Here is a 22,854-nt window from a genome sequence, read left to right on the forward strand (position 1 = left end):
CTTCAGGGAGTACTGGTGACCAACACCGGCACGCTGTCCCGCTACTGGATGTTCAGCGACGAGTACACACAGGACCCCTATCCCTTCCTCGCCCAGCTGCGCGCGGAACAGCCGGTGTGCCGGGTGGAGACCCCGGACGGGGTACGGGCCTGGGTGGTGAGCCGCTACGACGACGTCCGCGACGCGCTCTCCGACCCCCGGCTCGGCCGGGACATCGGCAAGCTCTACGCCGCGCTGGGCAAGCAGCTCGGCCAGGAGATCAAGCCCGCCGACGAGATCAGCAACCACCTGGCCAACTCCGATCCGCCGCGCCACACCCCGCTGCGCAAGGCGCTCACCTTCGCCTTCACCCCCAAGCGGGTCAGGGGGCTGCGCGACGGCTGGGAGAAGGTGGTCGACGACCTCCTCGACGAGATGGTCCGTAACGACAACCGGGACCTGGTCTCCGGGCTCAACGAACCGCTTCCGATCATCACCATCGCGCAGCTGATGGGCGTGCCCGACGCCGACTGGCCGCGGTTCCTGGTGTGGACGAACACGCTGCGCCGGGTGGACGCCAGCGATCCGACGGGCATGATCGCCGAGCACACCCGGCAGTTGTCGGACTACCTCAAGGCGCTGATCGCCACCAAGCAGCGGGCCCCGCAGGACGATCTCATCTCCGCGCTGGTCCACGCCGACGAGGACAAGCGGCTGACCGCCGCGGAGGCGCTGTCCACCGCGTTCGCCCTGATGACCGGCGGAAACGACACCACCACCAGCCTGCTCAACGGCTCCTTCGCGGCGCTGCTCACCCATACCGGCGAGGCCGACAAGATCCGGGCCGACTGGAGCCTGCTGCCCAACGCGGTCGAGGAGCTGCTGCGGTTCACCAGCCCGCTGATCAACTCCCTGCAGCGGGTCACGCTGGAGCCGGTCGAGCTGTGCGGGGTGAAGATCCCCAAGGACGAGATCATCATCATTTCGCTGGCCGGGGCGAACCACGATCCGCACGCCTTCGCCGACCGTGCCTCGGAGCTGGACATCACCCGTCCCAAGCCCGCGCATGTGAGCTTCGGATACGGAATCCACTACTGCCTGGGCTCCCATATGTCCAAGGCCCTGACCGAGTTGGCGATTCGACGGGTTTATGAACGCTTTCCCGGCATCCGGCTGGCCGTGCACCCCTCGGAGGTGCGTTATCGGCCCGGACTGATGGTCCGCCCGATGATCGACCTGCCGGTGCGTTTCTGAAACGGCGCACAGCAGCGACACCGCCCGGGCCCCGCCGTCAGCGCGCCCCGGGCGCTTTTCTTTCGCTTTCCGGAGGACTCATGGATTTCAGCCTGTTCTACTTCGCCAACAACGACGCCGAGGAGCACGACCGTTACCGGCTGCTGCTGGACGGCGCCCGGTTCGCCGATGACAACGGCTTCACCGCGGTGTGGACCCCCGAACGCCACTTCCATCCGTTCGGCGGGCTCTACCCGAACCCCTCGGTGACGGGCGCCGCGGTGGCGGCGGTCACCAAACGGGTCGCGGTGCGCGCCGGAAGCGTCGTGGCGCCGCTGCACCACCCGATGCGGATCGCCGAGGAGTGGTCGGTCGTCGACAACCTGTCGGGCGGCCGGGCCGGGGTGGCACTCGCCTCGGGCTGGCACGCCGCGGACTTCGCGCTCCGCCCGGAGAACTACGAGACCCGCAAGTCCGGGCTGATGGAGACGGTCGACACCATCCGCCGGCTCTGGAGGCGGGAGAGCGTGTCCCTGACCGACGGGGCGGGCGAGACGGTGGAGCTGACCATGTTCCCGCCGCCCGTCCAGCCCGAATTGCCGATGTGGCTGACCAGCGGTGGCACCCCGGCGACGTTCACCCTGGCCGGTGAGAACGGGATGGGCATGCTGACCCATCTGCTCGGCCAGGAGGTCGACGTCCTCGCGCAGCGCATCGCCGAGTACCGCCGGGCGTACCGGGAGCACCAGAGCGCCTCGGCCGGGCAGGGGCATGTGGCCCTGATGGTGCACACCTTCGTCGGCACCGACCGCGACGCCGTGCGGGAGACCGTGCGCGAGCCGTTCTCCCGCTACCTGGCCAGCTCCTTCGACCTGCTGATCAAGGCGGCCGAGGCGGCGGGCGCCCAGGGCGCGGACATGTCCCGGGAGCTGAAGAGCATGGGCCCGGAGGACCGTCAGTTCCTCGTGGCCCAGGCGTTCGACCGGTACTTCGACACCAGCGGGATGTTCGGCACCGTCGACGACTGCATGGCGATGCTCAAGCAGCTGGGGGACGCGGGGGTGGACGAGGTCGCCTGTCTGGTGGACTTCGGTGTGCCGACCGATGTGGTGGTCGGCGGCTTCGAGCACCTGGCCCGCCTCCATGACACCTGGCGTGCGCATCTGGGGAGCTGACCCGGCGGCGCTCCCCCGGCGGGGCGAGCCGAAGCCCGGACGACCGCTCACGGTCGTCCGGGCTTCGGCTGCTGGGTCTCCTACGGCCGCGGGTCAGCGTGCGGCGGCCCGCTCGTAGGCCCGGTTGGCCAGCGGGATCACCACGATCAGCAGGACCACCACCATGATCAGCGAGGCCGCCACCGGATGCCGCAGCGGGAACGCCGGATCGGCGCCGTTCCCCGTGGGGTTCCCCCACAGCTCGCGCATCCCGGTGGTCAGGGTGGTCACCGGGTTCCACTCGGCCACCGGACGCACCCAGCCCGGCAGGTTCTCGGCCGGGTAGAAGGTCGCCGACAGGAAGGTGAGCGGCATGGTGATCACCATGGCCACCGAGTTGACCGCCTGGGGATCGCGCAGCAGCAGCCCGATGAGCGAGCCGAGCCATGCCGTGGCGTAGCCGAGCAGCAGCAGCAGACCGAAGCCCGCGAGGGCCTTGAGCGGCCCGCCGTGGATGCGCCAGCCGATGAGCAGGCCGACGGAGAGCATCGCGAGACAGGAGATCGTGTTGAGCACCACATCGGAGAGGGTCCGGCCGAGCAGCACCGAGCCCCTGCCCATGGGCAGCGAACGGAACCGGTCCACCAGGCCGTTGGAGAGGTCCTCGGCCACCCCCACACCGGTGTTGATGACGCCGGCCAGCATCATCTGGGTGAAGATGCCCGCCATGATGTACTCGTGGTAGTCGCCCTCCGGCACGCTCATCGAACTGCCGAAGAGGTAGCCGAAGAGGAACACGAACATGATCGGCATCAGGGTGATGCTGAGGATCCGCTGCGGTGCCCGCTTCAGGTGCCGTATGTGGCGGCCCGCCAGGGCGAGCGCGTCGCTCAGGACATAGGTGGTCATCGGCTCGTCGTCTCCAGTTCGGCCTCGGGTCCGGTTCCGGTCAGCTCCAGGAACACGTCGTCCAGCGAGGGGCGCCGGACGAGGAAGTCGACCACCTCCACCGAGGCCCCCTGGAGCTCCGACGCCGCCGCGGAGACACCGGCGATACCGGTCTCCAGCGCGACCGACACCCGCATCCCGCTCTCGTCGACGACCGGCGGGGCGGAGCCCCGTGCGGAGATCCGGGCCAGCGCGGCCCGGGCGGCCTCGACCATCTCGGTGGTCCGTACGGTGATCTCCAGCCGCTCGCCGCCGACCTTCTTCTTCAGCTCGTCGGGCGTGCCCTCCGCCGCCACCAGCCCCTTGTCGATCAGGGCGATGCGGTGGGCGAGCTGGTCGGCCTCCTCCAGGTACTGGGTGGTCAGCAGCACGGTGACGCCCTCGGCCACCTGTTTGCGCACCATGTCCCACAGCGCGTTCCTGCTGACCGGGTCCAGCCCCGTGGACGGCTCGTCCAGGAAGATCACCGGCGGGCTCCCGAGCAAACTGGCGCCCAGGTCCAGCCTGCGGCGCATACCGCCCGAGTAGGTCTTGACGACCCGGTCGGCGGCGCCGGTGAGGTCGAACATCTCCAGCACCTCATCGGCGCGGGAACGGGCCCGCTTGCGGCCCAAGTGCAGCAGCGTGCCCATGAGCACCAGGTTCTCGCGGCCGGTCAACTCACCGTCCAGCGCGGCGTACTGACCCGTCAGCCCGATGCTGCGGCGCACCTCGTGGGCCTGGGTCAGCACGTCGTAGCCCGCCACCGTCGCGGTGCCCTCATCGGGCTTGATCAGCGTCGACAGCGTGCGCACCGCGGTCGTCTTGCCGGCGCCGTTGGGGCCCAGGAGCCCGTAGACCGTGCCCGCCTCGACCGACAGGTCGACGCCGCCCAGCACCTCGTGGTCGCCGTAGCGCTTCCGCAGACCAGCCGCGGAGATTGCGATATCCATCAGACTCCTCTTCATCGGCCGGTACGCCGGTCCGGTCCGTCTCGCTCAGCCGAGCCGGACGGGCAGTGACTCCAGCCCCCGGGTCAGGTTCATCTCGCGGCGCAACTCCGTCGGCGCAACGGCCAGTTCGATCCGCGCGAAGCGGTCCAGGAGCGCGCCGACGGCGATCTCCGCCTGCAGTCGTGCGAGGGGCGCGCCCATGCAGTGGTGGATGCCGTGGCCGAAGGCCAGATGGCCGCCGGCCTCCCGGCGGATGTCGAACCGCTCGGGGTCATCGAAGCGTTCGGGATCGTGGTTGGCCGAGCCGAGCGAGACGAGGACGAACTCGTCGGCCGGGACGCGGACACCGGCGATCTCCACCGGTTCCGTGGTCACCGAGAGCGTGTTCAGGTGCAGCGAGTTGTCGTAGCGGCAGAACTCCTCGACCGCGCCCCGCAGCAGCGACCGGTCCGCGCGCAGGGCGGCGAGCTGGTCGGGATGGCGCAGCAGGGCGAGCATCCCGTTGCCGATCAGATGCGCGGTCGTCTCGTATCCGGCCACCAGGAGCTGGAAGACCATCGACACCAGCTCGTTCTCGCTGAGCCGGTCCTCGTCGTCCCGCGCCTGGATCAGCCCGCTGATCAGGTCGTCGGCCGGGGCGGCCCGCTTGGCGGCGATCAGCCCGGTGAGGTACTCCGCCATCTCGTCGGCGATGCGGTGCATCTCCTGCGGCTGAACGGCCACGGTCAGCGCGTTGGACCACGCTCCGAAGGCGGCCTGGTCGGCCTCGGGCACGCCGATCATCTCGGAGATCACGGTGAGCGGCAGCGGGAAGGCGAACACCTTCAGCAGATCCACCTCGCCCTGCCCCGCGATGTCGTCGAGCAGGGCACCGACCGTGTGCTCGATCCGCGGCCGGAGCGCCTGGATCTGCCGTGCGGTGAACGCCTTGGCCACCAGCTTGCGCAGCCGGGTGTGGTTCGGCGGGTCCATGCCCAGCATGTGCTCCACCAGCATCCGCCGGCCGGGCGACTTCGCCGCGGGCTGCTCGACGGGGTCGACGCCCGCGTGCTTGGCGGCCAGCCGGGCACAGCGCTCGGGGTCCTTGTGCAGTTTCGGGTCGGTCAGCGCGGCGCGCGCCGCCTCATGGCGGAGCACCAGCCACATCGGTGCCCCGCCGAGCACGACCCGCGCCACCGGGGTCCGCTCGCGGAGCCGGGCGTACACCGGGTACGGGTCGCGGATGAAGTCCTCACCCAGCACCTCCGGCGTCCGGCTCGTCTCCTCGGCCATATGTCGGGTCCTCTCGGTCGGCCCGGGACACATGTCGCGGACGCAGGGTGGGTGAACGACGTCTCCGACCCGTTGATAGCAGTGTTTTCCGCGCTCTTCCGGCGCACTTCGAGGATTTCTATCGAGCTCCCTCGGAGGGCGTTCGAAAGTCGTTCCTCCACTCCTCGGCGGTCATCCGGACGGAGGAGGAAGCGAAGGGGCGCTCCACCCGACGGCGTGTGGGTTTGCCTCCGCGGGAGGCGTCGGGCGCGGGGTGCCCCATGCCATGATCCTGGCAGCGATCCGGCAACTGACGCAGTTTCCCGGTGTTTACTGGAGGGCCCCGTGTCCGGAATCCTGACCGCCGTTTCCCGTGGCTATCGAAAGCTGCACGGAACTCCCGCCGAAGGGGTGCCTCTGTGGGCACAACGTGCGGCTTTTCTGATCCCGCTACGTCGTCATCCTGTCCATCGTCGCCGAGGGGCTGGCCTTCCTCGCCGTGGGACTGGTCTCCACCTGGGGCGAAATGTGGCCGCGCTGGGTCCCGTTCGTCGCCGGGAAGCCCATACGGCCGCTGTCCGCGATCATTCCCGCCGCACTCGGGGCGCTGGCCCTCACGATCACCTGGACCATGGCCCTGATCCTCTCCATGCGGGGGCAGGCGCTGGACGGCCGCCAGTTCGGGGACGGCGGCTGGCGCGGATCGCTCACCCATGACGTCGGCGAACTCGGCTGGCGGGCCTGGGTGTTCGTCAGCGCCTATCTGCCGCTGCTCGCCTGGGGGCCGCTGCTGGCCGCCGTCACCTACGCATACGCGGTGCGCCGCAAAGCGTTCAAATGAAGAGAATCGAATAAGCCGTTGCCAGGGTCCGCCGACCGCCTTCTCGATCACCGCCGACCGCCCGAAAAGAGGCGATTGACGCGGTCGGCGGACCTTCTCGGCGGTACCCCCTCCGCCGCCTTCCGTAAAAATGCCGCACCCGTCTCTTTCCGGCCATAGAAGAATTCTTGGCGGCCCATGGCACCGCTCCCCCGTGCCGGTAGCGTGCGATTCCACGAGTTGCACACACGTGTGGCGAGGCAATCGTCGGATGGGGACATCGTGACCGCGTATGACGTCGAGTACATCGAGATCTACACCAGCGATCAGCGGAAAACCACGGACTATTTCGTGTCCAGCATGGGTTTCCAGGAAAAGGCCCGGTGCCGGACCGGTGCGCTGGATTCGATACTCCTGCGCCAGAAGGACATCCAGCTCCTCATCACCTCGGGACCGGGCACGGCCGACTTCCTGGCCGCGCACGGTGACGGCATCGCCGACATCGCCTTCGCCTGCGAGGACCCGCTCGCGGCCCGGGAGGGCGCCCTGGCCGCCGGCGCCCGCGATCTGACCTCCGGCAACCCGGCCGGTCCCGCCGTCTCCGGCTTCGGCGCCGTCCGCCACACCCTCCTCAAGCGCACCGCGGGGCAGCCGCACGCGCTGCCCCCGGGCCGCGACTGGATCGCCTCGCCGGAGCGCGCCGCCCAGGACGGCACGACGACCGAACTGCGGCTGCTCGACCACATCGCGGTCTGCCTGGACGCCGGCACCCTGCGTGACACGGTCCGCTACTACATCGACGGATTCGGCTTCGAGGAGTACTCCAGCGAATACGTCACCGTCGGCGAGCAGGCCATGGACTCCATCGTGGTGCGCAGCCCCTCGGCCGGGATCACCTTCACCATCATCGAGCCCGACAGCACCAAGAAGCCGGGCCAGATCGACGAATTCCTGGAGCGCAACGGCGGCCCGGGGGTGCAGCACCTGGCGTTCCTCGTGGACGAGATCATCCCGGCCGTTCTCGAATTCGAGAGCCTGGGCATCGAGTTCCTGCAGACGCCCGGCACCTACTACGACGCCCTCGCCGAGCGGATCGACAACCTCGACGAGGCCATCGCCGATCTGCGCAAGGCCAATGTGCTCGCCGACCGCGACGAGTGGGGCTACCTGCTGCAGCTCTTCACCCGCTCGCCCTACGAGCGGCGCACCCTGTTCTTCGAACTCATCCAGCGCCACGGGGCCCAGGGCTTCGGAAGCTCCAACATCCGCGCGCTGTACGAGGCCGTCGAGCGCGCCCGGGCGGCCACCTCGTGACCGGCCGTACGGCCCCCTCCGGCGGCTCCCGGCCGCCGCTGTCCCTCGAGGAGTACGCCGAGCGGGCACGCACCCGGCTGGACCCGGCGGTCTGGGACTTCATCGAGGGCGGGGCCGGGGAGGAGCGGACGCTCGCCGCCAACCTGGCGGCGTTCGACCGCACCCGGCTGAGCCCCCGAGTCCTGACCGGGGTGGGTGAGTGCGACCCGTCCACCACGGTCCTGGGACGCCGGTGGGGGGCGCCGGTGGCCGTGGCGCCCATGGCCTACCACACCCTCATGCACCCCGACGGCGAGACGGCCACCGCGCGGGCCGCGGGCGCGGCCGGCCTCCCGCTCGTGGTGAGCACCTTCGCCGGGCGGACCTTCGCGGAGATCGCCGCGGCCGCCGGCTCGCCCCTGTGGCTCCAGGTCTACTGCTTCCGCGACCGCGACACGACCCGGCGGCTCATCGAACACGCGGCGGCCGCGGGCTTCGAGGCCCTGGTCCTGACCGTCGACACCCCGCGGCTCGGCCGCCGGCTGCGCGACCTGCGCAACGACTTCCGGCTGCCGCCGCATATCGTGCCCGCCAACCTGCCCGCGGACCAGGCCGATTACTCGTCCCCGTCCGAGCACGGCCGCACCGGCCTCGACCCCTCGCTCGACTGGTCGGTCATCGCCTGGCTGCGCTCGGTCGGCCAACTGCCCGTACTGGTCAAGGGCGTCCTGACCGCCGAGGACGCCCGGCGCGCGATCGACGCGGGCGCGGACGGCATCGTGGTCTCCAACCACGGCGGACGGCAGCTGGACGGGGCACCGGCCACGCTGGACGTGCTCGCCCGGATCGCCGCCGCCGTGGACGGCCGCTGCCCCCTGCTGATGGACGGCGGCGTCCGCCGCGGCCGGGACGTCCTCGGCGCCCTCGCCCTGGGGGCGGACGCCGTACTGCTGGGCCGCCCGGTGCTGCACGGCCTGGCCGTGGCGGGCGCGGACGGCGCGGCGGGCGTCCTGGACCTGGTCCTCGACGAGCTGTCGGAGGCCATGACGCTGACCGGCACCGCCACCGTCGCCGACGCCGACGCCTCGCTGCTGACCGGGGAGGATCCGCACCGCGGCGTGGCGGACACGTCGCTGCCGGCCGCGCCCGCGAACACTGCCACGCCCCAGAACACCGCCGCGACCGCGCTGCGCAAGCAGGACCTGCACCGCAGCGTGTCCGATCCGGTGCTGGACACCATGAACTTCCTCAACGAGATCACCGGCCGCTTCCCGGACGTGGTCTCCTTCGCCCCCGGAAGGCCGTACGAGGAGTTCTTCGACAAGGACGAGATCCTCGATCACATCCGCCGCTACCTCGACCACCTGGCCGCGGGCGGCGCCTCCGACCACGCCATCCGCACCGCGCTGTACCAGTACGGGCCGACCGCGGGCCAGATCCGCGGACTGATCTGCGACTCGCTCCGCGCCGACGAGGGCATCGACGCCGCACCGGAGGCGATCGTGGTGACGGTGGGCGCGCAGGAGGGGATGCTGCTGTCCCTGCGCGCGCTCTTCGCGGACCCCGCGGACGTCCTGCTGGTCGCCAGCCCCTGCTACGTGGGCATCACCGGAGCCGCCAGTCTGCTGCAGGTCCCCGTACACCCCGTCGAGGAGCGGGCCGACGGGCTGGACGTGGCCGATGTCGAGACCGCCGTCCTCGCCGAGCGGGCCCGGGGCCGCCGCCCCCGCGCCTTCTACGTGGTGCCGGACCATTCGAACCCGTCGGGCAACACCATGTCCCGGCGCGCCCGCGAGGAGCTGCTGGAACTGGCCGCCCGGCACGATCTGCTCATCCTCGAGGACAGCCCGTACCGGCTGGTCAGCCCCGGCGTCCAACTGCCCACCCTGAAGTCGATGGACCGGGCGCGGCGAGTGATCCACCTCGGGTCGTACTCGAAGTCGGTCTTCCCCAGCGCCCGCGTCGGATTCGTCGTCGCGGACCAGCCCGTGCGGGATCCGTCGGGGGCCGAAACACTGCTCGCCGACGAACTCGCCAAGATCAAGAGCATGGTGACGGTGAACACCCCGGCGCTGAGCCAGGCGGCCGTCGCCGGTGCCCTGCTGGCCTGCGGCGGCCGGCTCACCGAACGCAACGCGGTGCCCGCCAAGCACTACGGCGAGGCGCTCCGGGTCACCCTGGAGCAACTGGACCGCCACTTCCCCGAAGACGTCCGCGACCGGCTCGGCATCGGCTGGAACCGGCCAAGCGGCGGCTTCTTCCTCACCGTCCGGGTGCCGTTCCCCGCCGACAACGCCGCGCTGCTGCGCTCGGCCGGGGACCACGCCGTCATCTGGACGCCGATGGCCTACTTCTACCCGGGCCCCGGCGGCGAGCGGTCGATCCGGCTCGCCTTCAGCTATCTGAGCCCCGCGGAGATCGAGGAGGGCATCGGGCGGTTCGCCGCCTTCCTCCGGGCGGAGATCGAGCGCTCCGGCGCCACCGTACCCACACCGGGACGTGACACATGAGAACCGCCGTCGTCGTCGGAACCGGGCTGATCGGGACGTCCATCGCCCTCGCCCTGAGCCGCCGGGGCGTCCTGGTGTACCTGGACGACGCCGACACCACGGCCGCCAGGACCGCCGAGGCCATGGGGGCCGGTTCGCTGGAGCTGCCCGCCGGGCAGGTGGACCTCGCCGTCCTGGCGGTGCCGCCCGCGAGCATCGGCACCGTGCTCGCCCGCTGCCAGCGGGACGGGCTGGCGCACACCTACACCGATGTGGCCAGCGTCAAGGTGCGGCCACACGAGGAGGTCCGCGCGGCCGGCGGCGATCCGTCCCGCTACATCGGCGGACATCCGCTGGCCGGCGCCGAGCGCTCCGGTCCGCTCGCGGCCCGCGCCGACCTCTTCGAGGGCCGCCCCTGGGTGCTGACCCCCTCGCCCCTCACCGATCGCTCGGCGCTCAACCGGGGGCTGGAGCTGGTCTCGCTGTGCGGTGGCGTCCCCGTCCTGATGGACACCGACGCCCACGACCGCGCCGTCGCCCTGACCTCGCACGCCCCGCATCTGGTCGCCTCGATGATGGCGGCCCGGCTGGAGCACGCCGAGGCCGAGCACATCCGGGTGTCGGGACAGGGGCTGCGGGACGTCACCCGCATCGCGGCGGGCGAACCCGCCCTGTGGAGCGACATCCTGACCGCGAACGCCGACGCGGTGGCCGACGTCCTCGACGGTTTCGCCAAGGACCTGGAGCGGCTGATCGCCGTCCTGCGGGCGCTGCCCGGCGCGGAGTCCGAGGCGCGCCGGCAGGCCGCCGCCGATCTCCAGGAGCTGCTGCGGCGCGGCAACCGGGGCCACGCCCGCGTACCGCACAAACAGCGTTCGCAGCCCGCCGAGTACGTGGCGATCCCGGTGGCCATCCCGGACCAGCCCGGTGCGCTGGCCCGGCTGTTCTCCACCGTCGGGGAGGCCGGGGTCAACATCGAGGACGTGCGCATCGAGCACTCCCTCGACCAGCCGAGCGGTCTGGTCGAACTGCTCGTGGAGTCGACCTCCGTCGCGGGCGTACGGCGGGTGCTGGACGCCAACGGCTGGACCATGCGGGAAAAGCCCCTGCTGGTCGGCGACGCCTGAGGAATAAGGTATCCGGACCGGCTCCGCCCAGGAGCCGGTCCACGGGTGTGCGCAACGGGTGTCTTGTACCGCGTCGGCCAGGGTTCGCCCCGGCCCGGGCGCTAGAACGGGTCTTGGCTGTTGGGCCGGCGTATCGCCGTGTAGAGGGCGCGCAGCATGAGGATCGCGCTGACCGCGAGCACCTGATAGCCGAGCAGCGGGAACAGCTCCACCTCCGCGGTGACCCGGGGCCCGCGCCCGGTGCCGAACACCACCAGGACCACCCCCATCAGCCCCGTGCAGGCGGCCAGCAGCGTGACCGTCAACTGGTGGATCAGCCCGGAGACGAAGCGCCGCTCCCGCTCGTCGGCGAGCACCCGCACCCGGACCGTGAACCGCCCCTCCTCCAGCGACGCGCCGATCCGCTCCGCCCGCCGGGGCAGCCGCCGCAGCATCGGCAGCGCGGACAGGAACTCATGGGCCGCGCCCCGCGCCAGGGACGAGAACCCGGACGATATCCCGTCCTCCTCCTCGCTCCCCGCGCCCGTGCCTGTGCCTGTACCCGTGGCGCGGAACCGCAGCCGGGCGGTGAGGAGGTCCACGGCGATCGCCCGGGCCTCGTCGATCATGTTGAAGTCGGGGCTGACCCGGCCCAGGGTGCCCTCGATGGTCGCCAGGGCCCGGAAGACGGCGGCCACCTCCGGCGGCACGGCGAGGCCGAACCGGGCGAGCAGTTGGAACAGCGCGGTGAACATCTCGGTGTCCGGCCGCGCCCCCACCCCCAGGTGCTGGGCCATGAACTGCCCCAACTCACGCTCCAGCAGCATCGAGTTGAGCATGAGGTCCTCGCTCCTGGTGGCCCGCGTGCCGAGCAGGGCCATCAGCGCGTCGTGCAGACCGGCCCGGTCGCCGCGGTCGACGGCCACCAGCATCTCCTGCAGGGCGTGGCGTACGGTCGGGTCGATACGGCCCACCGAGCCGAAGTCGAGCAGGCCGATCCGCCCGTCGTCGAGCAGCAGCACATTGCCCGGATGCGGATCGGCGTGGAACACCCCCGCCCGCAGGATCTGGTGGAGCATGGCGGCGAAGGCGGTCCTGGCGATCTGGCGGCGGTCCAGCCCCTTGCGGTCCGCGACGGCCGCCGCCCGGTCGAAGGTGACCCCCTCCAGCCACTCCTGGACCAGCACCCTGGCCGTGGTGAACTCCTCGTACACCCGGGGCACCCGCACCAGGGCGTCCGCCTCGTACCCGTCGCAGGACGCCGCCACCACCGCGGCGTTGTTGGCCTCGATCCGGAAGTCCAGTTCCTCCCGCACCGACGTGGAGAAGCCGTCGCCCAGATCCCGCAGCCCCATGGCGTGGGAGGACCGGGACCGCTGCTGGAGGCTGCGGGTGATCGCGACGACGATGTCCAGGTCGCGCTCGACCCGCTCGCGGATCCCCGGGCGCTGGACCTTGACCACGACCACCGGGCCCCCGGTCAGCTTGGCGCGGTGGACCTGGGCGATGGAGGCGGCGGCGAGCGGGATCTGCTCGATCCACTCGAAGGCGTCGTCCACCGGCCTGCCCAGCTCCTCGCGCAGCAGCGCCGCCACGTCCCCCCATGGCGCGGGCGGCACATCGCTCTGCAGCCGGCTGAGTTCGTCGATGAAGTGCGGGGGCAGCAGATCGCGCCGGGTGGAGAGCAACTGGCCCAGTTTGATGAAGGCCCCGCCGCACTCCTCCAGCGCCAGCCGCAGCCCCCTGGCCATCCGCTCGCCGAACTCACCGGGCCGCAGGGCCCGTTCCAGACTGTGCCGGCTGCGCAGCGGACGGCTCAGGCCGTGGCGCATGAAGATCCGGCTGATCTGCGAATAGCGGCGGGTGCGCCGCAGCCGGCTGCGCAGCGCGCGCCACAGCCGCATGGGCAGCGCCCAACTGCCGCGCGGCAGAAAGACCTCGGCCAGCACCAGGGCGGCCATCGCGGCGAGGACGGACACCCCGACCTGGACCCCGTACAGCACGCCCATGCTCTGCTGGTCGTGCATGGTCGGCTTGAAGGCGAGCATCGCGCCCAGCCCGGCCAGACCGGCGCCGAGGGCGCGCAGCGGCCCCACCCGGATGCCGAGCAGCCGGCCGGAGATCGCCGAGACGCCGAAGACGAAGACGCCCAGCGACGACACGGCGATCAGCACGATCAGCAGTCCGAAGGACAGGTCGTCGATGCTGGTGGCAGCCAGCCAGGTCATGGCACGTTCCCCCGGGTGCGATGAAGAGGGTGTCAACAGTAGTCCGGATCGTCCTGCTCGGACCGTGGCTGCCCGGATGTCATGCGGCAACCCGCCGGAAACAGACCACGGGGCCCGACGTCAGGTGGTCGGGCCCCGTGGCAAGGGAGGAGGTGGCCGTGCGTCAGCCCATCGCCTCGATCAGGCTCTTGGGCCGCATGTCGGTCCAGTTCTCGTTGATGTAGTCCAGGCACGCCTGGCGGTTGTCCTGGCCGTGGACGACGGTCCAGCCCGCGGGTACCTCCGCGAAGGCCGGCCACAGCGAGTGCTGCCGCTCGTCGTTGACCAGCACGTAGTAGCTGCCGTTCTCGTCCTCGAAGGGGTTGCTCATGGCGTGATCGCCTTTCTGACAGGTCTATCGGGTCGACGAGGGTCTATGAGGTCTGTCGGTTCTTTTCGCGTACGTCCGGTCAGCCGCAGCCGCCGGCGTGCCCGGCGTCACCGGCCGGGACGAGTAGGGCGGGCTCGATCCCGCGGTCGTTCTCCGGCCGTTCGATGACGACGGTCCGGGTCTTGGCACGGACGCTCGCGACAAAGCCCGAGAGCCGGTCCAGCCCCCAGAACTTGTCGTGCCGGTGGATGAAGAACGGCACTCCGAACACTCCGTCGCGGTCCACCGCGCGCAGCGCCTCGATGCCCCGCCGGCGGATCCGCGGATCGTCGGCCGCACCGGCCAACGCATCCGGGTCCAGGCCCAGTTCATGGCCGATCGCGGCCATGGTGGCGCGTTCGGAGATGTCGACGCCGTTCTCCCAGCGGGCCCGGTACACGGCGTCGATGAAGTCCCGCCCGCGGCCGGCGTCCTCGGCGACCAGATAGGCGAGATGGGAGATGTCCCAGTTGGGAGCGGTGTCGATGGGCCAGACCATCCGCAGGCCGCGCTCGATGGCCGCCCGCTTGACGTCCTGCAGGATGTAGAAGTGCTTCTCCTTGGACATCGCGACATAGGGAAGGTGGATCCCGGCGTCGGCCAGCAGGCCCTCGCTCACCTCGTCCGGCTCCCAGTACGGGCGCCATTCGATCGCGTCCGCCACATCGGGGGCGTTCTCGGTGAGTTCACGGTAGGCGAGCCAGGAATAGGGGCTGCGGAGTGAGAAATACCAGCGCGGTGGCTTGACGGCCAACGGAACCTCCTGGGTTCGGGGCGATGCTAGATGGTGATGCCGCCGTCGATCTGGACGACGGAGCCCGTGACATAGGCCGCACGGTCCGAGACGAGGTACGAGACGAGGTCGGCGACCTCATCGGCCCGCCCCAGCCGCCCGAGCGGCACCGACTCCAGCGCCTTGTCCTTCACCTGGCCGGTGAGCACAGACGTCATATCGGTGTCGATGAACCCCGGGGCGACGACATTGGCGCGGATTCCGTACCGCCCGACCTCCTTGGCCAGGGCCCGGGAGAAGCCGATGATCCCGGCCTTGGAGGCCGAGTAGTTGGACTGGGTGGCGTTGCCGTGCACACCGGCGACCGAGGAGATGTTGACGATCACCCCGCTCTTGCGCTTCATCATGCCGAACACCACGGAGCGGCAGACGTGGTAGACCCCGTCGAGGTTGACGTCCAGCACGTCATGCCATTCGTCGTCCTTCATCAGCAGCAGGGGGTTGTCACGGGTGATCCCGGCGGCGGTCACGGCCGCGTCGATCGGGCCGAGGGTCTGCTCGGTCTCGGCGACCAGCGCGCGCACCGCCTCGGCGTCACGGACGTCGAGCTTGCGGCTGAGCACCCGGGCCCCGGCCTCGGTGACCTCCTTCTCCAGCTCCAGGGCGGCCGCCTCGTTCGACTGGTAGCAGAAGGCGACGTCGAAGCCGTCCCGCGCCAGACGCACCACCGTGGCCCGGCCGATTCCCCGTGAACCGCCGGTGACCAGCGCCACCCGGGATGCGTTCTCTGCCATTGGTTCTCCAAAGCGATTCGGCCGGCCGCAGGGGGCCGGAGGTCTGTTGCCAGGGGTCAGGCGAGGGCGGGGGCGGGGGCCGCGTCCCCGGGCCGCAGCTCCGCCGCCGGGCGGAAGGCCAGCACCGCGAGACCGACTGTCAGAGCGGGCTCACCGGCCACCGTGGAACCGCCCTCGATGATCACGGTGTCGTCCACCACCCGGGTGATGGACGCCCGGTGTTCCAGTACGTCCCCCGGCAGCACCGGCCGGTGGTACTCGACCCCGGAGACGCTGCCGAAGAGCATGACCTGGCCGTCGAGCACATCGGGATCCGGCGACTCCCAGGTGGCCAGCAGCCCGGCCGACTGGCACCAGGACTCCAGCAGCAGCACCCGCGGATAGGCGTAAGCCTCCGCCGGCGCGTCCGGTCCGAGCCCCTGGTACCAGGGCTCATTGCAGGTCACGGCCTTCACGGCGGTCACCCGCTCCCCCGGCACCACCTCGGTCACCCGGTCCAGCAGCAGCATCGGGAACCGGTGCGGCAGCACCTTTCTGATCTCCAACTGGCCGATCATCACGCCTCCTCGGCGGCGAACCGCAGTCTGACCTGGGCGGCGGGCCCGCGTTCGGTGGCCACCTTGGCGGCGCACTTCCACGCCCCGGACCCGCCGGTCCACACCAGGTCCACCGCCAGCCGGTCGCCCGGGAAGACCGGGCTGAGGAACCGGGTGCTCTCCACCGCCACCAGCTCCAGACCGGCCGAGCCCGGCGGCGGGGTGCGCAGACCGCTGAGGTGCACGCACTCGATCACGCAGACCCCGGGGAAGATGGGGAAGCCCGGGTAGTGCCCGGGGAAGACCGCCTCGTCCTCGCCCACCGTGACGGCCGTCGCCGCACGCACCTTGCCGCGGTCGTCGGCGGCGGCCGGACGGACGACCTCCACCCGCGCGGCGACCGGACTGCACGGCCGGGTATCCGGCGTTCCGGTGGTCCCGGTGATCCCGGTGGTCCCGGTACTCCCGGTACTCCCGGTGGTCCCGGTGATCGTGGTGGTTCCAACGGTCCCGGCGGCCCCGGTCATCGCGGCCCGGCCAGCCGCAGCAGGGCGCAGCCGACCGCGCCGTCACGGTCGACGGAGGTCACCAGCGCCACCCGGCCGGCGGCCTCGGGGGTGGTTTCGGCGTGCACCAGCACCCCGGCGATCTGGAACGCCGCCGCCGCGGCCCCGGTGTCCCCGATGAGCGCGGCCTGGGTGAGGTGGACCAGGTCCGCCCCCTCGGCGGCCTCCGCCACCGCGGCCCGCTCCTGCTCCCCGGACGGGCCGGGCGCCTCACTGGTGGAGACCGCCCAGATCTCCTCCGGGCGCACCTCCGCACGGTCCAGCGCCCGGCGCAGACAGGACGCCAGCGCGGGGCGGACCCCGCCGTCCAGGGCGATGCCCATCTCCACCGCGAGGATCTCCGCCAGCACCGGCTGCTCGGCGTCGCCCCGCGCGTCGGGGCCGCGCTGCTCCACCAGCAGCAGTCCGCAGCCCTCACCGGGCAGTTGGGCGGGCCCCTCGGTGCCCGGCTGGTGGGCGTGCCGCTCCAGCCAGGAGCGGGAGTGCGAGAACTCCTCGACCGCACCGCACAGTACGGTCCTGGCCCGGCCGAAGGTGAGCAGCCGGCGCGCGTAGTTGAGGGCGTACAGCCCCGCCGCGTGGCCCCCGGCGATCGTGGTGTTCGGCCCCTTGAGCTGGTGCCAGATCGCGCTCTGCCCCGCGGCGCAGTTCATGACGGCGTTGGGAAAGCGCGCCGGGTCCACCAGATACGGCTTCTCCCCGGTGAGCGAGTCCCGCGTGAAGTCCATCTGGCTCTGCACACTGCCGGTGGTGGTGCCCAGGACGAGGGCGGCGTCCTCGCCGGTGGCCACCCACCGGTTGCGCGGCGCGTCGTCGAGCAGCCGGGCGACCGTGGTGACCGCGAGGCCGGTCACCCGGTCCATCGAGCGGACCCCCTTCTTCCCGAGCACCGTGCGCAGGTCGAAGTCGGGTACCAGACAGGCGCGGTCCCCGGCCGCCTGCCACCGCTCGTCATCGAGCGGGGCCGCCGCGGGCCGGCGCTCCCTGATCCCCTCGGTGAAGGCCGCGCGGCCGATCCCGAAGGGCGATACCGCGGACCAGGCCGTGATGACCGGTCGATTCACAAGAGCTGTGCCGCCACTCATGTCTGCTCCGTCGCTCGTCGCCGTCGTCGGTCAGGACTCGCCGCGCAGCGCCTTGGAGACGCGCTCGTCGAAGTTGATCAGGTTCCAGTCCCGCCGGTTCTCGATCAGGGCGTAGCCATGGGTGACCTTGCCGGTCGCGGTCGGCACCAGCCGGCCGTCGCGCACCACATAGCAGTCCATGCGGGAGGTGTAGGTGAAGTCCTTGAAGACGTTCTCGACGGTGTAGACCGTGTAGAGGTCCTCCTCCATCAGCGCCTCGTCCAGGATCTGGATCCGGGAGTGCGGGCAGGCGGGGATCCACCGGCGCTCGTCCAGCAGGGTCTTCACCGAGATGCCCCGGTCGGCGAGGAAGAGGTCCACGACCTCCTCCATCTGCCGCAGATAGCTCGACATCTGGAGCCGCTCCGAGAAGTGGCAGTACGGGTAGGGGATCCGCCACTTCCAGCCGAACGCGTTCTTCCCCGAGGTCAGCAGGTCGAGCACCGGGTCGGGGCCGGAGGTGCCGCGGCCGGCCGACAGCGAGGTGGTGACGGCCGTGAGGTCGGCGCCGGTCAGCTCCGGCGGCTCGGGGGCGACGGCGCCGGGGGTGCTCAGCCGGCCGGTGACGAACCGGGCGAGCTCGGCGGGCGGTTCACCGGCCGCCTCGACATAGCTGTCCGAGCGCAGCACCACCTTGGCGTTGGCGGCCACCACCTTGGTGTCCTCGCCGTCCCGGTCGGCGTGCAGGGCCACCGTGAAGGAGAGGAAGGAGTCGTCGTCCCCGGCCTTCGGCACCACATGCGCCTGGACCGTCTCGTCCATGTAGAGGGCGTGCAGGATCCGGGTGTCGAGGTCGACGATGTCCACACCGAGGCCGGCTTCCGCGTACAGCGCCCGCGCCGGCAGGTCCGCGTCGGCGAAGTGGCAGAGGATGGCCTCCTCCACCAGGTAGTTGATGTGCTTGAACCCGATCCAGGTGCAGATGTTGGAGCCCTCGTACCGGGTGCGCAGCGACGCGGTCGTCTCGCTGGTGAGCAGCCTCTTGACGGCGCTTTCGGCCACTGTGGTCATCGATCGTGCTCCCATGGGAATCCGAGGCCGGGACCGCCGTGCGGACGGACGGCCGAACAGGTCGTGCTGACGAAGCGATCGAGCAGGGCGGCGAACTGCCGCGCCCGCTCGATCATCAGGAAGTGCCCGCAGTCGGGCAGCAGGCGGAACTCGGCGTCGGGAAGGCCGTCCGCGAGCGCGCGGCCCTCGGCCGGCGGCGCGGCGAAGTCGTCCGCACCGGAGAGCACGAGGCACGGCACGGTGAACCGTCCCAGCCGCAGGGCGGGGGTGCGCAGATAGATCTCGAAGAACCGCATCCAGCCGTAGGGGCCGACCCAGTCCCGGATGCGTTCGGCGAGGTGGTGGCGGGTCGCCCCGGGGACCCGGTCCCCGGCGTGCACCCGGATGCCCTCGGCGATCAGCGGGGCCATGGTGTCCACGGAGTACGCCAGGCTCGCCCAGTCGAACTCCTCGGCGGTGCGCCGGTAGAACGGGGCCACCAGCACCATGCCATGGATGCCGAACTCGGTGAACGGGTCCAGGCCCTCCTCGATCCGGCGGCCCAGGAACTCCATCAGGACGTTCGCGCCCATCGAGTGGGCGACCACCACACCGGCGCCGCCCGGCACCGCGCGCAGGGCGTCGCCCATGTACGGCACGAGATCGCCCCGGGCGCTCCACCCGGCGACGCTCCGGCCCCGCCAGGGCAGATCGGCGGCCCACATCTCGGGCCCGCCGGCCTGGCGGCCGTGCTCGACACAGGCGTCCCACACCGAGCTGCTGTTGGACAGTCCGTGCAGGAGGAGCACCCGGCCCCGCCCCGGTTCGCCCTGGGCGCGCCGGGTCACGACCACGGGGCTGTCCTTGTCGCCCCGCGCGGACTCCACGGCGGGCCCGCCGTCCTCCTGGGCGAGCCCCGGCACGAGGCGGTCACCGGTCGACATCAGGCCGCTGCCCGCCCGTGCAGCGCGATGCCCGCGCTGGCGTCGTCGGCGTCGGTGCCCGCGGTGGCGTACACCGGACCGGCGCCGCCCTGGGCGAACCAGCCGACGGCCGCGGCGCACTGGAGCACTCCCAGCGCACCCGAGCCCAGGCCGAAGACCTCGGCCAGATCGTGCCGGTCCACGCCCTCCAGCAAGGTGTCCGGTACGGCGGCGGCCCGCTGTTCGGGCAGCTGCCACAGGGCCGGCCGGTCACCGGTCGCCTCGGCCAGCCGTTCCAGCGTGCGGCCCAGTCCGGCACCCCGGACGTAGTCGCCGAGCACGGCGGGCGCGTGCGCGCCCCGTTCGGCCGCCGACTGCTCGCTCTCCACCACCAGCGCCGCCGCCCCGTCGATGGTCCGCGCCCCGCCGGTGAAGGCGCGTACGGACTCGTTGTCGGGTTCGACGCCGAGGACCAGCGCCCGGGAGGCCCGGCCGCCGCGGATCAGCGTGGCCGCCCAGTGGACGGCGTCCAGCCCGGAGGTGGCGCCGTTGCACAGCATCAGATTGGGGCCGCGCAGCCCGAAGCGGATGGCGACGGAGGAGGCGATGACATTGCTCGAGGCGTTCGGCAGATCCATGGCGCTGCCCGCCGCCGCCGTCTGTTCGGCGATGGTGTCCATCGCCCGGCAGATGGTGTCGAGATTGCCGTAGTTGGAGCTCGCGACCACCGCGACGCTTCCGCCGGGGACCCGCAGGCCCCCGTCGTCGTCCAGCAGACCGGCGTGGCGCAGGGCCGCGTCGGCCGCGCAGTAGGCGAGTTGGGTGGCCCGGTCCTTGTACCGCAGGCCCTTCCGGCCGACCAGGTCCTTCGGCTCGACCGGCGGGGCCTCGGCCACCGGTGCCATCAGCTCCGGTGCCGTCCTCGCGCGGGGCAGCACCACGCCGACCCCGCTCACCACCACGGTCATCGAGCCGCCTCCAGGATCGCGACGGCGTTGATCCCGCCGAAGCCGAATGCGTTCAACTGGGCCACGGTCAGCGGCCGGTGGGCCGCCTCGCCGGTGACGAAGCGGAATCCGTCCGCCTCGTCCACCGGGTTGTCCAGACCCACGGTCGGCGGCACCCGCCCCTCGGCGAGGCAGCGCAGGGTGACCACCAGGTTGAGCAGCCCGGAGGCGCCCGAGGTGTGGCCGGTCATCGACTTGGTGGCGGTCACCAGGGGCTTGTCGCGGTCCGGGCCGAAGACGTCCGCGAGCGCGGTCGCCTCCGCCTCGTCGTTGAGCAGCGTCCCGGTGCCGTGCACCATCAGCAGGTCGATGTCCGCGGGCTTCACCCCGCCACGGGAGTGCGCCTCCCTGATCGCCTCGGCGATACCGGCCGGGTCGGGCGCCGTCACATGGAAGGCGTCGCAGTTGACCGCGACGTCCCGGACCAGGCCGTGCACCGGACGTGTGCCGGGGACCCGGCTGAGCACGACCGCCGCCGCGCCCTCGCCCATCAGGACGCCGTCCCGGTCGCGGTCGAAGGGCCGCACCCGGGTCGGGGGCACCGGCTGCACCCGCTCCAGCAGGCCGTACATGGTCTCGGTGAGCACATCGACCCCGGCCACGACCACCGTGTCCGCCCCCTGCGCCAGCAGGTCCACGCCCAGCGCCAGGGCATACAGCCCGGCCGAGCACGCGTTGGACAGGGTGTGGGTGTCATCGGCCCGGAACGCCTCGCGCAGCGCGGTGCCGAAGTGCAGCTCCGCGGCGGGGAATTCGGCGCCCTGGGTGCGCCACAGCTCCACCGAGCGCAGCTCGCGCAGTCCGGTGCCGACCAGGATCGGCACCCCGCTCAGATCGCTCTCGTCCAGGCCCGCGTCGCGGACCGCCTGGCCGACCGCGTCCAGCAGCAGCCCGGTCGCCCGGCGGGTGACGTCCACCCCGGGCGCGGGGCGGTTGTCCACCTCGTAGGCGTGGTGGGCCGTGTGCCGGGCGTGGTCGAAGCCGCGCAGCTCGGCCACTCCGGAGCGGCCCGCGCACAGGTTGTGGAAAAGCTCGTCCACATCGCCGCCCACCGCGGCCACGGCCCCCATGCCGGTCACCGCCCAGCTCATGCGGGCACCCCGTCGTACCGGCCGAGCAGCACCACCGCGTTGTTGCCGCCGAAGGCCAGGCCGTTGTTCTGCACGACCTTCAGCTCCGCCTCGATCGCCACATTGGGCACGCAGTCCACATCGCACTCGGGATCGGTGGTCGTGTGGTTGATGGTCGGCGGAATGAACTTCTCGGTGATCGCCAGGGCGCAGCCGATGGCCGACAGCGCGCTGGCGGCGCCCATGGTGTGGCCGATCATCGACTTCATCGAGATGGTCCTGGGCGGACGGCTGCCGAACACCTCGCGGATGGCGCGGGCCTCGGTGACGTCATTGGCCTTGGTGCCGGTGCCGTGGGCGGAGATGAGGTCCACCTGGTCGGCCTTGACCCCGGCGTTCTCCAGGGCGAGTTGCATGCACCGGCCGACGCTGTCCTGGTTCGGCGCCACCTGGTGGTAGGCGTCGCAGTTCAGGCCGTACCCGAGCACCTCGGCGTAGATCCGGGCGCCCCGGGCCAGTGCGGACTCCAGGCTCTCCAGGACCAGCACCCCGGCGCCCTCACCGGTGAGGATGCCCTTGCGGTCGACGTCGAACGGCCGGCACCGGTCCGGCGCGATGGTGCCCAGCCGGTAGAAACCGGAGAACGTCTTGCGGCACATCGCGTCGGCGCCGCCGCACAGCGCGTACTCCGCGTCCCCGGAGCGGACGGCGTCATAGCCGTAGCCCAGGGCGTAGTTGCCGGCCGCGCAGGCGGTCGGAATCGTCACCGCCTCCACATCGGAAAGCTGCAGCTCCTGCGCGATGGCCGCCGACAGACGGCCGGCCGGAACGCGGCGGGCGAGTTCGGGCGGCATGTGCTCGGGACCGTGGGTGATCTCGGCCTCGACCAGGTGGTCCAGATCCCTCGATTCACCGTCGGTGGTCCCGATGGAGATCAGACCCGGCAGCGACCGCCAGTCCGCGATGGAGACCCCCGCGTCCTCGATCGCCATCCGGGCCGCGGCGACCGAGTACTGCGTCGCCCGGCCGAGCTGCTCGACCGCGAGGTGGCGTATCCACCGCTCGGGGTCGAAATCCTCCACCTCACAGCCGTTCGCGTGGTCGAACCCCTCGACGTCGAACACCGTGATCGGCTTGGCCCCGCTGCTTCCGGCGCGCAGTCCCCGCCGGAACTCCTCGACGCCCATACCGATACTGGAGACCACACCGAGACCGGTGATCACCACTCTTCGCGGGCTCGCATGCCCCGACTCCGCCATCCCGTCCCCC

General features: G+C 71.4%; 21 protein-coding genes. 6 read left to right on the forward strand and 15 right to left on the reverse strand.

Annotated features, from left to right (window positions below; translation table 11 throughout):
- Positions 1-15 precede the first annotated feature (15 nt).
- Positions 16-1,233, forward strand: coding sequence for a cytochrome P450 family protein (locus STRVI_RS41445; RefSeq protein WP_014061542.1), 1,218 nt, complete (start codon positions 16-18; stop codon positions 1,231-1,233).
- A gap of 80 nt (positions 1,234-1,313) precedes the next feature.
- Positions 1,314-2,387 carry an LLM class flavin-dependent oxidoreductase gene (locus STRVI_RS41450; RefSeq protein ID WP_014061543.1) on the forward strand — a complete coding sequence of 358 codons (1,074 nt, stop codon included), beginning with the start codon at positions 1,314-1,316 and terminating at the stop codon, positions 2,385-2,387.
- A 93-nt stretch (positions 2,388-2,480) separates the two neighbouring features.
- Here STRVI_RS41450 and STRVI_RS41455 read toward each other — a convergent pair whose 3' ends face one another.
- Genes STRVI_RS41455 through STRVI_RS41465 form a run of 3 tightly spaced genes read right to left on the reverse strand, consistent with a single transcriptional unit; the run spans position 2,481 to position 5,518 of the window.
- Positions 2,481-3,275 (reverse strand): ABC transporter permease, encoded by a 795-nt coding sequence (locus STRVI_RS41455; RefSeq protein ID WP_014061544.1) that lies wholly within the window; start codon positions 3,273-3,275, stop codon positions 2,481-2,483.
- Positions 3,272-4,246 carry an ATP-binding cassette domain-containing protein gene (locus tag STRVI_RS41460; RefSeq protein WP_014061545.1) on the reverse strand — a complete coding sequence of 325 codons (975 nt, stop codon included), beginning with the start codon at positions 4,244-4,246 and terminating at the stop codon, positions 3,272-3,274. The genes STRVI_RS41455 and STRVI_RS41460 overlap by 4 nt, the downstream gene beginning before the upstream one ends.
- Before the next feature lie 45 nt (positions 4,247-4,291).
- Positions 4,292-5,518 carry a cytochrome P450 family protein gene (locus STRVI_RS41465; protein WP_014061546.1) on the reverse strand — a complete coding sequence of 409 codons (1,227 nt, stop codon included), beginning with the start codon at positions 5,516-5,518 and terminating at the stop codon, positions 4,292-4,294.
- Positions 5,519-5,996: 478 nt separating this feature from the next.
- On the opposite strand from STRVI_RS41465, the gene STRVI_RS52280 reads away from it, so the two are divergent.
- The 4 genes from STRVI_RS52280 (at position 5,997) to STRVI_RS41485 (ending at position 11,226) form a co-directional block, all read left to right on the forward strand.
- A complete protein-coding gene (locus STRVI_RS52280; RefSeq protein WP_150112961.1) occupies positions 5,997-6,338 on the forward strand; it encodes a hypothetical protein in 342 nt (113 codons plus the stop codon).
- A gap of 261 nt (positions 6,339-6,599) precedes the next feature.
- Positions 6,600-7,631, forward strand: coding sequence for a 4-hydroxyphenylpyruvate dioxygenase (hppD, locus tag STRVI_RS41475; RefSeq protein ID WP_043237420.1), 1,032 nt, complete (start codon positions 6,600-6,602; stop codon positions 7,629-7,631).
- Complete coding sequence (locus tag STRVI_RS41480) at positions 7,628-10,120, forward strand: aminotransferase class I/II-fold pyridoxal phosphate-dependent enzyme (RefSeq protein WP_014061548.1); 2,493 nt, start codon at positions 7,628-7,630, stop codon at positions 10,118-10,120. The genes hppD and STRVI_RS41480 overlap by 4 nt, the downstream gene beginning before the upstream one ends.
- Positions 10,117-11,226, forward strand: a complete 1,110-nt coding sequence (locus STRVI_RS41485) for a prephenate dehydrogenase (RefSeq protein ID WP_014061549.1) — start codon at positions 10,117-10,119, stop codon at positions 11,224-11,226. Before STRVI_RS41480 ends, STRVI_RS41485 begins: the two co-directional genes overlap by 4 nt.
- Before the next feature lie 101 nt (positions 11,227-11,327).
- On the opposite strand, the gene STRVI_RS41490 is transcribed toward STRVI_RS41485, so the two are convergent.
- From STRVI_RS41490 to STRVI_RS41545, 12 genes are all read right to left on the reverse strand, one after another.
- Positions 11,328-13,433 (reverse strand): ABC1 kinase family protein, encoded by a 2,106-nt coding sequence (locus STRVI_RS41490; protein ID WP_014061550.1) that lies wholly within the window; start codon positions 13,431-13,433, stop codon positions 11,328-11,330.
- A 163-nt stretch (positions 13,434-13,596) separates the two neighbouring features.
- Positions 13,597-13,803, reverse strand: a complete 207-nt coding sequence (locus tag STRVI_RS41495) for an MbtH family protein (protein ID WP_014061551.1) — start codon at positions 13,801-13,803, stop codon at positions 13,597-13,599.
- A 79-nt stretch (positions 13,804-13,882) separates the two neighbouring features.
- On the reverse strand, positions 13,883-14,596 hold the full coding sequence (locus STRVI_RS41500; protein WP_014061552.1) for a 2-hydroxychromene-2-carboxylate isomerase: 714 nt from the start codon (positions 14,594-14,596) through the stop codon (positions 13,883-13,885).
- 26 nt (positions 14,597-14,622) lie between these two features.
- Positions 14,623-15,369, reverse strand: coding sequence for a 3-oxoacyl-[acyl-carrier-protein] reductase (gene fabG / locus STRVI_RS41505; protein WP_014061553.1), 747 nt, complete (start codon positions 15,367-15,369; stop codon positions 14,623-14,625).
- A 56-nt stretch (positions 15,370-15,425) separates the two neighbouring features.
- Positions 15,426-15,926 (reverse strand): 3-hydroxyacyl-ACP dehydratase FabZ family protein, encoded by a 501-nt coding sequence (locus tag STRVI_RS41510; protein ID WP_014061554.1) that lies wholly within the window; start codon positions 15,924-15,926, stop codon positions 15,426-15,428.
- A complete protein-coding gene (locus STRVI_RS41515) occupies positions 15,926-16,294 on the reverse strand; it encodes a 3-hydroxyacyl-ACP dehydratase FabZ family protein (RefSeq protein WP_106686031.1) in 369 nt (122 codons plus the stop codon). The genes STRVI_RS41510 and STRVI_RS41515 overlap by 1 nt, the downstream gene beginning before the upstream one ends.
- 134 nt (positions 16,295-16,428) lie before the next feature.
- Positions 16,429-17,556: a beta-ketoacyl synthase N-terminal-like domain-containing protein gene (locus tag STRVI_RS41520; RefSeq protein ID WP_014061556.1), complete on the reverse strand. Its 1,128-nt coding sequence runs from the start codon at positions 17,554-17,556 to the stop codon at positions 16,429-16,431.
- A 30-nt stretch (positions 17,557-17,586) separates the two neighbouring features.
- Positions 17,587-18,606, reverse strand: a complete 1,020-nt coding sequence (locus STRVI_RS41525; protein ID WP_014061557.1) for a hypothetical protein — start codon at positions 18,604-18,606, stop codon at positions 17,587-17,589.
- On the reverse strand, positions 18,603-19,529 hold the full coding sequence (locus STRVI_RS41530) for an alpha/beta fold hydrolase (RefSeq protein WP_014061558.1): 927 nt from the start codon (positions 19,527-19,529) through the stop codon (positions 18,603-18,605). Before STRVI_RS41530 ends, STRVI_RS41525 begins: the two co-directional genes overlap by 4 nt.
- Positions 19,529-20,476 carry a beta-ketoacyl synthase N-terminal-like domain-containing protein gene (locus STRVI_RS41535; RefSeq protein WP_014061559.1) on the reverse strand — a complete coding sequence of 316 codons (948 nt, stop codon included), beginning with the start codon at positions 20,474-20,476 and terminating at the stop codon, positions 19,529-19,531. Before STRVI_RS41535 ends, STRVI_RS41530 begins: the two co-directional genes overlap by 1 nt.
- Positions 20,473-21,606 carry a beta-ketoacyl-[acyl-carrier-protein] synthase family protein gene (locus STRVI_RS41540; RefSeq protein ID WP_014061560.1) on the reverse strand — a complete coding sequence of 378 codons (1,134 nt, stop codon included), beginning with the start codon at positions 21,604-21,606 and terminating at the stop codon, positions 20,473-20,475. Before STRVI_RS41540 ends, STRVI_RS41535 begins: the two co-directional genes overlap by 4 nt.
- Positions 21,603-22,844 (reverse strand): beta-ketoacyl-[acyl-carrier-protein] synthase family protein, encoded by a 1,242-nt coding sequence (locus tag STRVI_RS41545; RefSeq protein WP_014061561.1) that lies wholly within the window; start codon positions 22,842-22,844, stop codon positions 21,603-21,605. Before STRVI_RS41545 ends, STRVI_RS41540 begins: the two co-directional genes overlap by 4 nt.
- Between the last annotated feature and the right edge of the window lie 10 nt (positions 22,845-22,854).

Source organism: Streptomyces violaceusniger Tu 4113, from assembly GCF_000147815.2.
GTDB lineage: Bacteria > Actinomycetota > Actinomycetes > Streptomycetales > Streptomycetaceae > Streptomyces > Streptomyces violaceusniger_A.

What these genes read in the sequence shown, in the direction of transcription:
- STRVI_RS41510 (WP_014061554.1), bottom strand. Translation starts at nt 15,926, where the DNA reads ATGATCGGCCAGTTGGAGATCAGAAAGGTGCTGCCGCACCGGTTCCCG.
- STRVI_RS41495 (WP_014061551.1), bottom strand. Translation starts at nt 13,803, where the DNA reads ATGAGCAACCCCTTCGAGGACGAGAACGGCAGCTACTACGTGCTGGTC.
- STRVI_RS41525 (WP_014061557.1), bottom strand. Translation starts at nt 18,606, where the DNA reads ATGACCACAGTGGCCGAAAGCGCCGTCAAGAGGCTGCTCACCAGCGAG.
- STRVI_RS41450 (WP_014061543.1), top strand. Translation starts at nt 1,314, where the DNA reads ATGGATTTCAGCCTGTTCTACTTCGCCAACAACGACGCCGAGGAGCAC.
- STRVI_RS41485 (WP_014061549.1), top strand. Translation starts at nt 10,117, where the DNA reads ATGAGAACCGCCGTCGTCGTCGGAACCGGGCTGATCGGGACGTCCATC.
- fabG (WP_014061553.1), bottom strand. Translation starts at nt 15,369, where the DNA reads ATGGCAGAGAACGCATCCCGGGTGGCGCTGGTCACCGGCGGTTCACGG.
- STRVI_RS41465 (WP_014061546.1), bottom strand. Translation starts at nt 5,518, where the DNA reads ATGGCCGAGGAGACGAGCCGGACGCCGGAGGTGCTGGGTGAGGACTTC.
- STRVI_RS41455 (WP_014061544.1), bottom strand. Translation starts at nt 3,275, where the DNA reads ATGACCACCTATGTCCTGAGCGACGCGCTCGCCCTGGCGGGCCGCCAC.
- STRVI_RS41520 (WP_014061556.1), bottom strand. Translation starts at nt 17,556, where the DNA reads ATGAGTGGCGGCACAGCTCTTGTGAATCGACCGGTCATCACGGCCTGG.
- STRVI_RS41530 (WP_014061558.1), bottom strand. Translation starts at nt 19,529, where the DNA reads ATGTCGACCGGTGACCGCCTCGTGCCGGGGCTCGCCCAGGAGGACGGC.
- STRVI_RS41490 (WP_014061550.1), bottom strand. Translation starts at nt 13,433, where the DNA reads ATGACCTGGCTGGCTGCCACCAGCATCGACGACCTGTCCTTCGGACTG.
- STRVI_RS41545 (WP_014061561.1), bottom strand. Translation starts at nt 22,844, where the DNA reads ATGGCGGAGTCGGGGCATGCGAGCCCGCGAAGAGTGGTGATCACCGGT.
- STRVI_RS41540 (WP_014061560.1), bottom strand. Translation starts at nt 21,606, where the DNA reads ATGAGCTGGGCGGTGACCGGCATGGGGGCCGTGGCCGCGGTGGGCGGC.
- STRVI_RS41460 (WP_014061545.1), bottom strand. Translation starts at nt 4,246, where the DNA reads ATGGATATCGCAATCTCCGCGGCTGGTCTGCGGAAGCGCTACGGCGAC.
- STRVI_RS41535 (WP_014061559.1), bottom strand. Translation starts at nt 20,476, where the DNA reads ATGACCGTGGTGGTGAGCGGGGTCGGCGTGGTGCTGCCCCGCGCGAGG.